This window comes from Micromonospora noduli (genome assembly GCF_003264365.1).
GTDB classification, from domain to species: Bacteria; Actinomycetota; Actinomycetes; order Mycobacteriales; family Micromonosporaceae; genus Micromonospora; species Micromonospora noduli.
The window spans coordinates 122,274-136,905 of record NZ_PYAK01000003.1 but is presented as its reverse complement, the minus strand read 5'-3'; the positions used below and the strand labels follow the sequence as shown (position 1 = coordinate 136,905).

General features: G+C 71.9%; 11 protein-coding genes. 4 read left to right on the top strand and 7 right to left on the bottom strand.

Going from position 1 to position 14,632, the window contains the following annotated elements:
• Positions 1-51: 51 nt before the first annotated feature.
• Complete coding sequence (locus GUI43_RS03635) at positions 52-678, top strand: MarR family winged helix-turn-helix transcriptional regulator (RefSeq protein WP_112584069.1); 627 nt, start codon at positions 52-54, stop codon at positions 676-678.
• Positions 679-706: 28 nt separating this feature from the next.
• Here the strand turns inward: GUI43_RS03635 and GUI43_RS03630 are convergent, their stop codons facing one another.
• Together GUI43_RS03630 and GUI43_RS03625 are read right to left on the bottom strand one after the other, a co-directional pair.
• The gene (locus GUI43_RS03630) at positions 707-2,317 is read right to left on the bottom strand and encodes a PP2C family protein-serine/threonine phosphatase (protein WP_249037641.1); all 1,611 of its coding nucleotides are present in this window, start codon (positions 2,315-2,317) and stop codon (positions 707-709) included.
• Between the two features lie 126 nt (positions 2,318-2,443).
• Positions 2,444-3,682 (bottom strand): ROK family transcriptional regulator, encoded by a 1,239-nt coding sequence (locus GUI43_RS03625; protein WP_181518417.1) that lies wholly within the window; start codon positions 3,680-3,682, stop codon positions 2,444-2,446.
• A 78-nt stretch (positions 3,683-3,760) separates the two neighbouring features.
• Here GUI43_RS03625 and xylA point away from each other — a divergent pair, with 78 nt between their 5' ends.
• From xylA to GUI43_RS03610, 3 genes are all read left to right on the top strand, one after another.
• Complete coding sequence (xylA, locus tag GUI43_RS03620) at positions 3,761-4,948, top strand: xylose isomerase (RefSeq protein WP_091405721.1); 1,188 nt, start codon at positions 3,761-3,763, stop codon at positions 4,946-4,948.
• A gap of 9 nt (positions 4,949-4,957) precedes the next feature.
• Positions 4,958-6,385 (top strand): xylulokinase, encoded by a 1,428-nt coding sequence (xylB, locus tag GUI43_RS03615; RefSeq protein WP_112697976.1) that lies wholly within the window; start codon positions 4,958-4,960, stop codon positions 6,383-6,385.
• 93 nt (positions 6,386-6,478) lie between these two features.
• Complete coding sequence (locus GUI43_RS03610) at positions 6,479-7,912, top strand: MFS transporter (RefSeq protein ID WP_112698027.1); 1,434 nt, start codon at positions 6,479-6,481, stop codon at positions 7,910-7,912.
• A gap of 245 nt (positions 7,913-8,157) precedes the next feature.
• Here GUI43_RS03610 and GUI43_RS03605 read toward each other — a convergent pair whose 3' ends face one another.
• From GUI43_RS03605 to GUI43_RS03585, 5 genes are all read right to left on the bottom strand, one after another.
• On the bottom strand, positions 8,158-9,831 hold the full coding sequence (locus GUI43_RS03605; protein ID WP_112697975.1) for a glycoside hydrolase family 13 protein: 1,674 nt from the start codon (positions 9,829-9,831) through the stop codon (positions 8,158-8,160).
• Positions 9,832-9,861: 30 nt separating this feature from the next.
• Positions 9,862-10,908, bottom strand: coding sequence for a LacI family DNA-binding transcriptional regulator (locus GUI43_RS03600; RefSeq protein ID WP_112584074.1), 1,047 nt, complete (start codon positions 10,906-10,908; stop codon positions 9,862-9,864).
• Positions 10,909-10,977: 69 nt separating this feature from the next.
• Positions 10,978-11,946, bottom strand: coding sequence for a carbohydrate ABC transporter permease (locus GUI43_RS03595; RefSeq protein WP_112584075.1), 969 nt, complete (start codon positions 11,944-11,946; stop codon positions 10,978-10,980).
• 1 nt (position 11,947) lies between these two features.
• Complete coding sequence (locus GUI43_RS03590; RefSeq protein WP_112584076.1) at positions 11,948-12,994, bottom strand: carbohydrate ABC transporter permease; 1,047 nt, start codon at positions 12,992-12,994, stop codon at positions 11,948-11,950.
• Between the two features lie 71 nt (positions 12,995-13,065).
• A complete protein-coding gene (locus tag GUI43_RS03585) occupies positions 13,066-14,412 on the bottom strand; it encodes an ABC transporter substrate-binding protein (protein ID WP_112584077.1) in 1,347 nt (448 codons plus the stop codon).
• Positions 14,413-14,632 lie beyond the last annotated feature (220 nt).

Below are 14,632 nucleotides of genomic sequence, written 5' to 3'. Positions count from 1 at the left end.
TCTCGGGCCACCATGGCCGAACTGAACCGTCCGACGGACCCTGAGACGAGTATGGCTGCCGCGCTGGATGCAGCAGCCGCTGCCCTGCTGGGCATCTGGGAGTCTGCCCGGGAGGGGACCGCCAACCGCGTGTCCGGTGCCCAGTTGCGGGCGGTGATGGTGGTGGAGCAGTACGACGGGATCAACCTGCGTCGGCTCGCCACCCGACTCGACATGCTGCTCAGCTCCGCCAGCCGCCTCTGCGATCGGCTGGTCGCCGCCGGCATGCTGGAGCGCGAGCCGGGCCGCTTCGACCGGCGGGAGATCTCGCTGCACCTCACCCCGGAGGCCCGCCGGCTCCTCGCCCAGCTGCGGACCGACCGCCAGGCCCAACTCGCCGCCGTGTTGGCCGGGATGAGCCGGGAGGGCCGCGACGCGCTGCTGAGCGGGATGCGGGAGTTCGACGAGACCGCCCGCCGTCAGCAGACGCAGAACGCGCCGACGTCGGATGAGTCGACGGGCCAGGGGGACTGGCCGAACGACCCGGACCGGCCCGGTGGGCGGTCGGCGGACTGGTCGGACGATGCGGGTCGGCAGACCCGAACGGGGTGGACGGGTTCGTCGGGCGGTCCGGAACGATCGGTCGGCACCACCCGGGAATGGCCGGCCGGCGACCCACCGGTGGCCCGTACCGCCTGATCAAGCCGGCGGGGCCGGCACCCGCCGGTCATGCCGACGCCGACGCGCCCACGGCCAGCATCGCGATGTCGTCGTGGGCCTGCCCGCCCAGCCAGTCGTCGACCGCGCGGAGCACCCGGTCGATCAGCGCCGCGGGCGGTTGCCCGGCCGCCGACGCGAGCGTGGCCCGCAGCCGGGCCTCGCCGAACATCGCCGCGTCGCGCGGGCCGCGAGCCTCGGTCACCCCATCGGTGTACGCGAGCAGCAGATCGCCCGGATCGAGGTGCACCCGGGTCTCGGCGAACCGTGCGGCCGTCAGCGCCCCCACCGGCATGCCCCCGACCGGGACCGGGGTGACAGTGCCGTCGGCGGTGACCAGCAGTGGCGCCGGGTGACCCCCGCCGGCGATGCGGACGTCCAGCCCGGCCGGCCCCCGGTCCAGGGAACCGAGCAGCAGGGTGGTGAACTGGTTGCGCCGCGCCGCGTCCGGCGCGTCGAACAGCGCCTGGTTGAGCAGCTGGATCAGCTCCAGCGGGCGTTGCTCGACGAGCCTCAGCGTCTGCAACGACTGGCGGACCCGGCCGGTCAGCACCGCCGCGCCCACGCCCTTGCCGCACACGTCGCCGAGCGCGAACAGGGCGCCGCGCGGGTGCGGGAACACCTCGTAGAAGTCGCCGCCGATGCGCAGGCTGTCGCCCGCTGCCCGGTAACCGCCGGCCATGCTCACGCCGGGCACGACGGGCAGCTCGGGCGGGAGCAGACTGGTTTGCAGGACCCGGGCCAGGTGGGCCTGCTCACCGTGCAGGTCGGCCGTGGCCAGCGCCGCGCCCGCGCGGGCGGCGAACTCCCGGGCCAGCTCCACGTCGCGCGGGTCGAAGCCGGCCCGCCCGGACCGACGGATGAGCAGCAGCGCACCGGCCGACCCGCTGGCGCTGAGCAGCGGGCTGACCAGCACCATGCCCGGGGGGCCGAACTCGGGCGGCAGCAGGTCGGCCAGGTCGGTGAGCGGGGCGTCCGGCCAGGGGCCCGGCTCGGCCCGGTCGCCGGCCAGCGCTTCGGCCAGCCCGGGCACGGAGCTGGTCAGCGCGGGGCTGGCCAGACCGGTGATCGGGGCGGGTTCGCCGTCGGCGTACCGGATCCATCGGGGGTGCGGCTCGGCCGGCACGGTCGGCCGGGGCAGTGCCACGGCGACGTCGGCCAGGTAGGGAACGGCGAGCGTGGTGGTGGCCAGGAGGACCTGGTCCCGGTGCAGGGCCAGCGCCAGCCGACTGCCGGCCTGGGCGAGGAACGCGGTGCGGGAGCGTTCGGCGAGCAGGGCGTCGGCGCGGGCGTGCTCCTCGGTGACGTCGCGGACATACCACGCCCACCGGGAGCCGGCGAGTTGCCGTCGGACGCCGCGCAGTCGCCGGCCGTGGTGGTCGGCGTCGAAGCGGTCAGCGCCGCCGGCGACCGCCCGGGCCAGGGCCGGCACCGAGCAACCGGCCAGCTCGGTGCCGGCGTCGATCTCCGGGATCAACTCGGCCGCCATGGCGTTGACCAGGGTGACCCGACCGGTCCCGTCCGTTGTCAGCACTGCCTCGGCGAGCCCGTCGAGCAGCTCCCGGGCCAACCGTTCGTCGGCCGGCAACGGGGTGCCGCCGGGTTGCTGGGTCGTGGTCACCGCCGGACGCCGGCTCGCGTCTGACGACGTGTGCGCATGCTGCTTCTCGACTCCTCACCGGGGATCGTTGCCTGAGAGCAAGGATACCGATTCTCTCCGACAGTGGCGCACGGTGCGGGATGGCGATCAGCCGGCGCGGGCCAGCCAGCCGGCGGGCTGGGCGACGATCCTGCGTACCACCGAGCCGGCGGCGCCTACCGCGGCGGCCTCCGCGCCGAGCGTCGACGGGCGGACCGTGACCGGTGACCAGGCCGCGGTGAGCACCCGGGCACCGATCTCGGCGAGGACCGGGGGGCACAGCCAGGGCGCGAGCGCCGCGTAACCGCCACCGAGCACCACGGTGTCCAGGTCGAGCAGGTTGACGACGCCGGCCACCGCGACGCCGAGCGCCGTTCCGGCGTCGTGCAGCGCCCGCAGCGCGTCGGCGTCGCCGGCCTCGGCCAACTCGGCCAACCGGGCCGTCGCGGTGTCCGCGGGAAGCTCCGCCCGGGCCAGCCCGGCGGCGGTCACGATCGCCTCCTGGCCGGCGTACTGCTCCAGGCAGCCCTGCCCGCCGCAGCGGCACGGACGGCCCTCGGGGTGCACCGGAAGGTGCCCGATCTCGCCGCTCCACCCGCGTACGCCGCGAAACAGCGCGCCGTCCAGCACGATGCCGGCGCCGATGCCCACCTCTCCGGAGATGTGCAGGAAGCTGGACGGGCCGGGTGGCTGCGAGTGCAGCTCGCCGAGCGCGGCGAGGTTGGCCTCGTTGTCCACGACCAGTGCGGGGACGCCGGGCACCTGCTCGATCAGCGGAGGGTGCTCGGCGAGCAGCGCGGGCACCGGCACGTCACGCCAGCCGAGGTTCGGCGCGAGCCGGACCAGCCCGGCGTCGTCCACCAGGCCGGGCACCGCGAGCGCGGCCCCGACCAGGGTGAGGCCGTGCCGGGCAGCGTCCTCGCGGGCTGCCCCGGCCATCTCGACCAGGCGGGCCAGGGCGTCGGCGGGGGCCACCGGGCGCAGGTCGGCCCGGTGCACCGTGCGGTGCCGGACCTGGCCGGCGAGGTCCACCACGCAGACCGCCAGGTAGTCCACGTTGACCTCCAGGCCGAGCCCGGCCGGCCCCTGATCGGCCAGGACCAGCCCGCGCGCCGGTCGGCCGGCGCCCGAGCGGGGCGCGGGGTCGGACTCGCTGACCAGCCGGCCGGCGAGCAGGTCCTCGACCACCGCGGACACGGTGGCTCTGGTCAGGCCGGTCGCGGTCGCCAGGTCGGCGCGGGAGGGAGGTCGGTCGGCCGTGGCGATCCGGCCGAGGACCAGGGCGAGGTTGAGCTCGCGCAGGCTGCCCTGACGGACTGCGCCGGCCGGGGCGTGGGTGAGGCTCACCCCTTGACAGTGCCATAGGGTGGGCAAATAATTCAATCGCTGAACAAATAGCGGACAACACCACCCCGGAGGTTGCTCATGGCACCCCGTCCCACCCCCGCCGACAAGTTCTCCTTCGGGCTCTGGACCGTGGGCTGGCAGGCCCGCGACCCGTTCGGTGACGCCACCCGTCCCGAGCTCGACGCGGTCGAGGCAGTGCACCGGCTCGCCGAGCTGGGCGCGTACGGCATCACCTTCCACGACGACGACCTGATCCCGTTCGGCGTCGACGCGGCCACCCGTGACCAGCACATCGCCCGGTTCCGCAAGGCCCTCGACGAGACCGGCCTGGTGGTGCCGATGGTCACCACCAACCTCTTCACCCACCCGATCTTCAAGGACGGCGGCTTCACCAGCAACGACCGCGACGTCCGCCGCTACGCGCTGCGCAAGGTGCTTCGTCAGGTCGACCTGGCCGCCGAGCTGGGTGCCAGCACCTTCGTCATGTGGGGTGGTCGCGAGGGCTCCGAGTACGACCTTGCCAAGGACGTCCGGGCCGCCCTGGACCGCTACCGCGAGGCCGTGGACCTGCTCACCCAGTACTCGATCGACAAGGGCTACAACCTGCGGTTCGCCCTGGAGCCCAAGCCCAACGAGCCGCGCGGCGACATCCTGCTGCCGACCATCGGGCACGCGCTCGGTTTCATCTCCCAGCTGGCCCACCCGGAGCTGGTCGGCCTCAACCCGGAGGTCGGCCACGAGCAGATGGCCGGGCTCAACTACGCCCACGGCATCGCCCAGGCGCTCTGGCAGGGCAAGCTGTTCCACCTGGACCTCAACGGCCAGCGCGGCATCAAGTACGACCAGGACCTGGTCTTCGGCCACGGTGACCTGATGAACGCGTTCGCCCTGGTGGACCTCCTGGAGAACGGCGGCCCCAACGGCGGGCCGGCCTACGACGGCCCCCGGCACTTCGACTACAAGCCGTCCCGCACCGAGGACATGGAGGGGGTGTGGGCCTCCGCGGCGGCCAACATGAGCACCTACCTGCTGCTCAAGGAGCGGGCAGCGGCGTTCCGTGCCGACCCCGAGGTGGTCGAGGCGCTCGCCGCCAGCAAGGTCGGCGAGCTGAGCACGCCGACGCTCGGCGACGGCGAGGGCTACGAGGAGCTCCTGGCCGACCGCTCCGCGTTCGAGGACGTCGACGTGGACGCGGTGGCCGCCCGGGGCTTCGCCTTCGTCCGGCTCAACCAGCTCGCCGTCGAGCACCTGCTCGGCGCCCGCTGAGGCCCCGCCATGCCGTTGGTCGCAGGCGTTGACTCGTCCACCCAGTCCTGCAAGGTGGTGATCCGGGACGCGGAGACCGGCGCCCTGCTCCGGCAGGGCCGGGCACCGCACCCGGACGGCACGGAGGTTGACCCGGAAGCCTGGTGGCAGGCGCTACGTAGCGCCGCCGACCAGGCCGGCGGGTTGGCCGACGTGGCGGCGATCTCCGTCGCCGGCCAGCAGCACGGCATGGTGTGTCTCGACGAGGACGGCCGGGTGGTCCGCCCGGCGCTGCTGTGGAACGACACCCGATCCGCCGACGCCGCCGCCGACCTCATCGAGGAGGCCGGCGGCGGCTCGGCCGGGAGTCGGTTCTGGGCCGGGGCCACCGGCAGCGTGCCGGTGGCCAGCTTCACCATCACCAAACTGCGATGGCTGGCCAGGCACGAACCGGAGCTGGCTGCCCGGGTGGCCGCCGTCTGCCTGCCACACGACTGGCTGACCTGGCGGCTGGCCGGCGCACCGGGGTTGGGCGCGCTGCGCACCGACCGGGGCGACGCCAGCGGCACCGGCTACTGGTCGCCGGCTACCGGCGACTACCGACTGGACCTGCTGGAGCGCGGCTTCGGTCGGCGGTTGGTGGTGCCCGAGGTGCTCGGTCCGGCCGAGTCGGCGGGCAAGCTCGCCGACGGCCTCGGCGGGCCGGGCGGAGCGCTGCTCGGCGCGGGCACCGGGGACAACGCCGCCGCCGCGCTGGGCGTCGGCGCCGGCCCGGGTGACGTGGTCGTCTCGATCGGCACCTCCGGCACCGTGTTCAGCGTCGCCGACGTGCCGGCCGCCGACGAGAGCGGCACCGTCGCGGGCTTCGCCGACGCGTCCGGCCGTTTCCTGCCCCTGGTCTGCACGCTCAACGCGGCCCGGGTGCTGGACGCCGCCGCCGCGATGCTCGGCGTCAACCTGGACGAGCTGGCCGAGCTGGCGCTCTCCGCGCCAGCCGGGGCGGACGGGCTGGTCATGGTGCCCTATCTGGAGGGTGAGCGGACGCCGAACCGACCGCTCGCCACCGGCGCGGTGCACGGCCTTACTCTGCGCACGTCGACCCCCGCGCACCTGGCGCGGGCCGCCGTGGAGGGCATGCTCTGCGCGCTCGCCGACGGGCTGGACGCGTTGACCGCGCAGGGTGCCACCGCCCGCCGGGTCATCCTGGTCGGCGGAGGGGCACGGTCGGCCGCGGTGCGTCAGATCGCGCCGCAGGTCTTCGGCTGCCCGGTCGTTGTCCCGCCAGCCGGGGAGTACGTCGCCGACGGCGCCGCCCGGCAGGCCGCCTGGGTAGCCCTGGGCGGCGCCGAGCCGCCGCTCTGGGCGGTCGAGGGCACCGAGGAGTACGCGACGGCGGCCGTCCCCGCCGTGCGCGACCAGTACGCCGCGGCGCGCGGGTTGGTGCTCGACCGGCGCTGACCGTCGGGATCGACGCGGGTGGGTGCCGGTCGACGGTGACCAGCACCCACCCGCGTGACGACCTCCTTCACGCGGTCTGGTTGGCTGCCGGTCATGACGGTGACCAGTGGCGGGCCCGGCCTGCGCCCGCACGGTCGGGGCGGTGGGCCGGCCCACCGGTTGTACAGCGTCGTGGTGTTCGTGCTGCTCGCCTCGCTGGACAACGTGGCGATCGGGCTGGTCCCCCCGCTGTACGGCCCGATCTCCGACGCCTTCGACGTGTCCGGGCGGCTGCTCGGCGTGGTCACCGCGGTCAGTTTCCTGGTCAGCGCGGTAGCGGCGGTCGGCTGGGCGTACGTCGGGGACCGCACCAACCGCAAACCGCTGCTCATGGTGGGCACACTGCTCTGGGCGGCGGGCACCGGCGGTAGCGCGCTCGCCGGCGGCTACCTGACGTTCCTGGCCGCGCAACTGGTCGCGGCGGTCGGCCTCGGCGCGGTCGGCTCGGTGGGCTTCTCCGTGGTCACCGACCTGATCTCACCGACCCGGCGCGGGCTGGTGATGAGTTTCTGGGGGCTCTCCCAGGGGGTCGGCACCCTCGCGGGCACGCTCGTCGGCGGGCTGCTCGGGGCGGCCGACTGGCGGCGGCCGTTCCTGCTGTTGACCGGCGTCGGCCTGGTCGCCACGCTGGCCTACCTGTTCACGTACGACATCCGGCGTGGCCAGAGCGAGCCGGAACTGGCCGGCAGGTTGGACGCCGGCGCCGAGTACGACTACCGGATCAGCCGCGCCGACCTGCCGCGCATCCTGGCCCGGCGGACCAACCGGTGGCTGATCCTGCAGGGTCTGACCGCGCAGGCCGCGTTCGGCTCGCTGGTCTGGCTGCCGGTGCTCTTCGCCGAACGGGCCGAGGCTCAGGGCTACTCCACGTCGACCGCTGTGGTGGTGGGCAGCGTCTTCGCCACCCTGTTCCAGCTCGGTGGGGTGCTGTCCATCGTGGGTGGGCTGATCGGTGACGCCGTGCAACGCCGTACCCCGCGAGGGCGGGCGCTCGTCGCCTCGATCGGCATCCTCGCGGCGCTGCCGTTCTATCTGGTGTTGTTCTTCGTTCCGGTGACCATCGACGTGCCGGACGGCGCGAGTGGCGGCGCGGTGGTGGGTGCGGTACTGGCCAGTGTGTTCACCGAGCCGTCGGTCGGGCTGAGCCTGCTCACCGCGATCGTGGCGCTCGCGTTGACCTCGGCAAACTCGCCGAACTGGTTCGCGTTGATCGCCGACGTCAACCCACCGGAGCATCGGGGCACTGTCTACAGCCTGGGCAACCTGGTCAACGGGGTCGGTCGCGCGGCCGGCAACGGGCTGGTCGGGGTGGCCTTCCAGGCGCTGCGAGCGGCATTCCCGCCCCCGCTGAACTTCGCCGTCGGGCTGGCCGCGTTCCAGCTCTTCTTCATCCCGACCGGCGTCATGTACTGGCTCGCCTCGCGAACCTCACCGGCGGACATCGACAACGTGCACGACCTGCTGCACACCCGAGCCGACCGCCTCTGACGCGGCCGCGCCCCTCGCGCCTCTCAAGATCGCGCTACTTCCTGGTTCTAGTTGCCTTCCGGTGGGCCGAGGCCACTACATCCTGGAAATAGCGCGATTTTGAGGGTGCGGGCGGTGCGGGCACCGCCTGTGGGCGCGGGCGCGGGGCGTGAATCGTTTACGGCATCAGCTCCACAGCGGGCTGGTCCGCCCCAACCGGCCCGCCCGCGAGTACCGCTCGGCGGGACGGGCCGGTCGGCGCGAGATCAGCCTCGCAGCCAGACGGTCACGTCGGCCGGGACCGCGCCGTCGTCGTCCAGGGGCGCGCTGGCGGCGAGCACCTCGGCGCCGGCCGGCAGCGGCACCGGGGCGGCACCGAAGTTGGTCAGCACGGTCAGCTCACCATTGCGGAAGCTCAGCACCTCGTCGCCGGAGGACAACCACTCCAGGGTGCCGCGACCCAGCCCGTGGGCACGCCGCAACCGCAACGCCGCGCGGTACAGCTCGTACGTCGAACCGGGCACGTCGCGTTGGCGGTCCAGCGCGTACTCCGCCCAGAGCGCGGGCTGGGGCAACCAGCTCGCGTCGGTGGGCCCGAAGCCGTACGACGGGGCGTCGGCCTCCCACGGGATCGGCACCCGGCAGCCGTCCCGGCCGCGCTGGGTGTGCCCGCTGCGGACCCAGGTCGGGTCCTGCCGGGCCTCGTCGGGCAGGGTGGTGTGCTCGGGCAGCCCCAGTTCCTCACCCTGGTAGAGGTAGGCCGAGCCGGGCAGCGCCAGCATCAGCAGGGTGGCCGCCCGGGCCCGGCGCAGACCGAGTGCGGCGTCCGGCTGCGGGTCGCCGATGCCGATGCCGTTGGGGCGTACGGTGCCGACCGGCAGGCCGAGCCGGGAGGCGTGCCGCACCACGTCGTGGTTGGACAGCACCCAGGTGGTCGGCGCGCCGACCGAGTCGGTCGCCTCCAACGAACGGGTGATCACCGCGTACTGGGCCGGTGCGCTCCACGCGGCGAGCAGGTACTCGAAGTTGAACGCCTGGTGCATCTCGTCCGGGCGGACGTAGCGGGCCAGCCGCTCGGCCGGTTCCACCCAGGCCTCGGCGACCAGCACCCGCTCGCCGGGGTAGCTGTCCAGGACCTGCCGCCACTGCCGGTAGATCTCGTGCACGCCGTCCTGGTCCCACATCGGCGGGCGGGGCTTGTCGATCTCGTTGCCGGAGAGGATCTCCTGCGGCTCCTGCCAGTCGGCCAGGTCGGCCTGCTTGATGAGGCCGTGCGCCACGTCGACCCGGAAGCCGTCCACGCCGCGGTCCAGCCAGAAGCGCAGCACGTCCAGGAACTCCGCGTGCACCTCCGGGTTGTCCCAGTTGAGGTCGGGCTGCCCGGTGTCGAACAGGTGCAGGTACCACTGGCCGGGCTGCCCGTCGGCGTCGACCGTCCGGGTCCAGGCCGGACCACCGAAGACGCTCTGCCAGTCGTTCGGCGGCTGGTCGCCGGCCGGGCCGCGGCCGTCCCGGAAGATGTAGCGCGACCGTTCCGCGCTGCCCGGCGCGGCCGGCAGCGCGGCCCGGAACCAGCGATGCGCCGAGGAGGTGTGGTTCGGGACCAGGTCGACGATCACCCGCAGGTTGCGGGACCGGGCCTCGGCGATCAGCTTGTCCGCGTCGGCGAGGGTGCCGAACAGTGGGTCGATGTCGCGGTAGTCGGCCACGTCGTAGCCCGCGTCGGCCTGCGGCGAGGGGTAGAACGGGGAGAGCCACACCGCGTCCACGCCCAGCTCGACCAGGTGGTCGAGGCGGGCGGTGATGCCGGGCAGGTCACCGATTCCGTCCCCGTCCGAGTCGGCGAACGAGCGGGGGTAGATCTGATAGATGGCGGCCTCGGTCCACCAGCCGGTGGCCGGTTGACCGGAGGGGGTCTGCTGCGTCGGGTCGGTGTTCAGGGTCGTCTCCCGTGTTGCGGTGTTTGGATTTCAGTGTGCCCGGGGCGGTGCGGTCGAATCCCGGACCACCAACCGAGTGGGCAGGACCACCGGAGTGTCGCAACCGGCACCCCGTTGACTGACGATGGGGGCCGGCGGTCGGGCCCCGAGCGGGTCGAGCAGCATCTGGGCGGCCAGCCGGCCCTGCTCGGCGGCGGGCTGGGCGACGGTGCTGAGCCCGAGCACACCGGCCAGGTCGTGGTCGTCGATGCCGACCACGCTGACGTCCTGCGGTACCCGCAGTCCGACGTCGCGCAGGGCGGTCATCGCGCCCATCGCCATCTCGTCGCAGGCGGCGACGATCGCGGTCGGTGGCTCGCCGCGGGCCAGCAGTTCGGCGGTGGCCCGGTTGCCGCCGTCGATGGTGAAGGTGGACTCGATGTCCAGGGTGGGGTCGGGTCGCAGGCCGGCGGAGCGTAACGCCGCCTGGTAACCCCGGCGCCGGTCCAGGTGGGTGGTGAACGCCAACTCGTCGTCCGGGTCGCCGGAGATGTGGGCGATCCGGTGATGGCCGAGGTCGATCAGATGCTTGGTCGCGACCCGCGCGGCCGCCACGTCGTCGATCCGTACGCACGGCCAGTTGGGCACCCTGCTGCCCGAGCTGATGGTGACTCCGGGCAGTTCCAGGGTGGCCAGCGCGGTCAGGTCGGCCGGGCGCAGGGGCGTGGCGACCAGCATCATGGCGTCCACCCGCTTGTGCAGGTTGGCCGTACGCAGAACGCGCTGGCGGACCTGCTCCCGGCCGCCCAGGTTGTAGAGCAGCAGGTCGTAGCCGGACTGGTGGAGGTACTCCTCGACCGCCTCGACGACGGTGCTGAAGAACCAGCGGGTGATCCGGGGGACCACCACCGCAACCGTGCCGGTCCGGCCGCCGGCGAGCCGGGACGCGCTCGGCGAGACCTCGTAGTCGAGTTGCTCGGCGGCGGCGAGTACCCGGCGCCGGGTGGCGGCCGAGACCGTCGGCAGTCCGCGCAGCGCCCGCGAGACGGTGGCCGTGGACACTCCGGCCAGCCGGGCCACATCATCGATCCTCGTCACGGTTTCCCCCGCTCGGTGCCCGGAGCGCCCGCCGCCGCCCGAGGGGCCAGGCGGCGGCGGACGCGGGGGTCAGCCCTTGACGCTGCCGGCGAGCAGACCTCGCACGAAGAAGCGCTGCAGGGACAGGAACACGATGAGCGGTATGACGATGCTGACGAACGCACCGGCCGTCAGGCGCTGCCACTCGTTGCCCCGGGTGCCGGCCATCTCGGCGAGCCGGACGGTGAGCGGAGCGGTCTCGTCGCTGCCGCCCGCGAAGATCAGCGCGACCAGCAGGTCGTTCCAGACCCAGAGGAACTGGAAGATGCCGAACGCCGCCAGCGCCGGGGTGATCAGCGGCAGCACGATGGTGCGGAAGATCTTCGGGTGGGTGGCCCCGTCGACCCGGGCCGCCTCCATCAGGTCCCCCGGCAGTTGCGAGATGAAGTTGTGCAGCAGGAAGACGGCGAACGGAAGCGCGAAGCAGGTGTGGGCGAACCACACCTGGGCGAACTTCTGCTCGTCGACCAGGTCCCAGGCCGGCATCAGCGTGACGCCGCCGAGGGTGACCCCGGTGGAGAAGAACCTCAGCAGCGGCACCAGGGCCATCTGCAACGGCACGATCTGCAACGCGAAGATCGCGATGTAGACCCAGTCCCGGCCGCGGAAGTTGATCCACGCGAGCGCGTACGCGGCGAGGCACGCGAAGGCGAGCGGGAAGAGCACCGACGGGATGGTGATCGCCAGGGAGTTGATGAAGGAACCGGCGAGCTGCCCGGAGGAAGCCGACCGCCCGAACAGGACCTGCTCGTAGTTCTCGAAGGTGAACTGCGGGTTGGTGAACGAGGTCCACCAGCCGGTGGTCTTGATCTCGTCCTCCGGGCGGAGGGAGGAGACGAGCAGGCCGAAGGTCGGGATGGTCCAGACCACCGCGATGACGATCGAGACGAGCGTCGCGGTGCGGCTGTTCAACCGCTTGCGGACCCGGCCGGCCGTGGTGGTCGGGGTGCCGTCGGTCTTCTGGGTGCCGGCGGCGACGGTGGGCGTTGCGGTGGTCATCTCAGCCCTCCCGCTGTTGACGGAGGTTACGGATCTGGTAGATCACGACCGGGATGACCAGGATGAAGAGGAAGACCGCGAGCGCGGAACCCCGCCCGTTCTCGCTGTACCGGAACGCCTGGTTGTACATCTCGTTGGCGATCACGCTGGTGTCGTAGTTGCCGTTCGTCGAGGTCCGGACGATGTCGAAGACCTTGAGCGTGGCGATCGTGAGGGTCACCATCACGACGATCAACGCCGGTCGGATGCTCGGCATGGTGATCTGCCAGAACATCTGCCACGGGCTGACCCCGTCGAGCCGGGCGGCCTCGACGATGTCACCGGGGATCGCCTTGATCGCGGCGGAGAGCACCACCATGGCGAAGCCGGCCTGGATCCAGACCATGATGACGATCAGCAGCAGCGTGTTCAGTGGCGATTCGAGCAGCCACTGCTTGGGCTCACCGCCCAGGCTGACCACGATCTGGTTGAGCAGACCGATCTGGTCGCCCTCACCCCGGTAGGCGTAGACGAACTTCCAGATGATGCTGGCGCCGACGAAGGAGATGGCCATCGGCAGGAAGATCAGTGACTTGGCCACGGCCTCGAACCGGGCCTTGTCCACCAGTACGGCGTAGATCAGGCCGAAGCCGGTCGCCACCAGCGGGACCAGGAGCACCCAGACCAGGGTGTTGACCAGGACCCGGACGATCGCGTCGTCAGAGAACATCCAGCCGAAGTTGTCCAACCCGACCCACTCCGTGCTGGTCCTGTTCATCAGGGAGAGCAGCACGGTGCGGATGGCCGGCACGACCAGACCGATGGTGAGCAGCAACAGCGTCGGCAGCAGGAAGAAGAGCGCGAAAATCCCCTCCCGCTGCTTGGGCCGACGGGGAAGTGGAGCACCGCCCACCGAGGCGGCGACGAGCTGCGCCTCCCGTCGCCGGGCGAACCAGGCCGGCACCACGTCGAGCAGCAGTAGGAGACCACCCACCACCAGCACGAAGGCGACCAGTCCGTACATCAGCATGAGGAGCTTCGGCTGCTGATCGGCGAAGTCGAACTCCATCAACCCTCCCTTCCGGGTCCACCTCGGCCGGTGGCCCGGCCCGCGTCAACGGACCGGGCCACCGCCGGGGATCACTTAGGCCAGCTGCTCTCGATGCCCTGGAGCACCGGGGCGGTCGCCTTGCCGTTCAGCCACTCGACCATGCCCTTCCAGAACGTTCCCGCGCCGACGCCGGCCGGCATCAGGTCGGATCCGTCGAAGCGGAAGGTGCCCGTCTTGTCCTGAAGGATCTGGACGGAGAGCTTGTCGATCGGGCTGGCGACGTTGGCGATGTCCAGCTTGTTGTTCGCCGTGACCCAGTTGCCGAGCTTCGCGCGGCTGTTCACGTACTCCGCCGAGACGAGGTAGGTCTGCACGGCCTGGACCTCGGGACGGTCGGCGTAGCCGACGACGAACTCGCCTGCGCCCAGCACCGGCTTGCCCTTGGACGGGTCGATGGTCGGGAAGTAGAAGGCGAACGCGTCGCCGTCCTCGGCCACCTTGGTGCCCTCGGGGAACTGGTTGGCGTAGAACGACGCCTGTCGGTGCATCGCGCACTTGCCGGTGGTCACCGGCAGGCCCGCCTCCTGGAAGGCGGTGGTGGTGATGCTCTTGACGCCGCCGAAGCCGCCGTTGACGTACTTCTCGTTCTTGAGGATGCTGCCGGCGCGGTCGACCGCGTCGACGATCTTCGGGTCGTTGAACGGGATGGTGTGGGTGGTCCACTGGTCGTAGACCTCGGGACCCTGCGTACGCAGGACCACGTCCTCGATCCAGTCGGTGGCCGGCCAGCCGGTGGCGTCACCGGACTCGACGCCCGCGCACCACGGCTTGATGCCGCTGGCGGCGATCTTGTCGCTCAGGGCGATGAGCTGGTCCCAGGTGGTCGGGACCTCCCAGCCCTTCTCCTTGAACGTCTTCGGCGAGTACCAGACGAAGGACTTCACGTTGGCGCCGAGGGGCACGCCGTAGAGCGTCCCGTTCACGGTGCCGTACTTCAGCCAGTCGGCCGGCATGTTCTGCTCGGCGAGGGCCTTGGTGTCGGCGCCGAGGGACTTCAGCTTGCCGGCGTCCGCGAAACGCTTCACCAGGCCCGGCTGCGGCACGAAGGCGATGTCGGGGGCGTTGCCACCGTCGACCCGAACGGGGAGCTGCGCCTCGAACTCGCCGCTGCCCTCGTAGTCGATCTCGATGCCGGTGCAGTCGGTGAACTGCGACCACGACCGCTCCAGCAGGTCGGCCTCGGCGTCACGGATGGACGCGTAGATGGAGACCTTCTTGCCGTCGTGACCCTGGTACTTCTCGTATGCGGCGCACTCCGCGGAGCCCGCTTTGCTGCTCTTCTTGTCGTCGCCGGTACCGCAGGCGGTGGCGCTGAGCGCCAGCCCGAGTACACCGGCGATCACGAAGGCCTGGCGTGGTCTGGTAAAGACCGCCATGCCGTCCTCCTTCCTAGCCGGCGCGGTCGTGCTGGTGACCTGTCGCCGGTCCGATTGGGCGTGCACACATGTAAGCGCTTGCATCCGGCCCGGTCCACCCCCTGTCAGACACGAGCGAGTAACAATCCGGAAACCTGCGGTCTGCCTGGTAGGCGCGCTCCCGGGACAAGCTGGGGACTCTTTCGAAGATTGACGATATCTGTCAGGCTAGCCCCCTCGG

Bases quoted from the DNA above. Each gene is read 5' to 3' on its own strand.
- GUI43_RS03595 (WP_112584075.1), bottom strand. From the start codon at position 11,946: ATGACCACCGCAACGCCCACCGTCGCCGCCGGCACCCAGAAGACCGAC.
- xylB (WP_112697976.1), top strand. From the start codon at position 4,958: ATGCCGTTGGTCGCAGGCGTTGACTCGTCCACCCAGTCCTGCAAGGTG.
- GUI43_RS03590 (WP_112584076.1), bottom strand. From the start codon at position 12,994: ATGGAGTTCGACTTCGCCGATCAGCAGCCGAAGCTCCTCATGCTGATG.
- xylA (WP_091405721.1), top strand. From the start codon at position 3,761: ATGGCACCCCGTCCCACCCCCGCCGACAAGTTCTCCTTCGGGCTCTGG.
- GUI43_RS03635 (WP_112584069.1), top strand. From the start codon at position 52: ATGGCTGCCGCGCTGGATGCAGCAGCCGCTGCCCTGCTGGGCATCTGG.
- GUI43_RS03585 (WP_112584077.1), bottom strand. From the start codon at position 14,412: ATGGCGGTCTTTACCAGACCACGCCAGGCCTTCGTGATCGCCGGTGTA.
- GUI43_RS03610 (WP_112698027.1), top strand. From the start codon at position 6,479: ATGACGGTGACCAGTGGCGGGCCCGGCCTGCGCCCGCACGGTCGGGGC.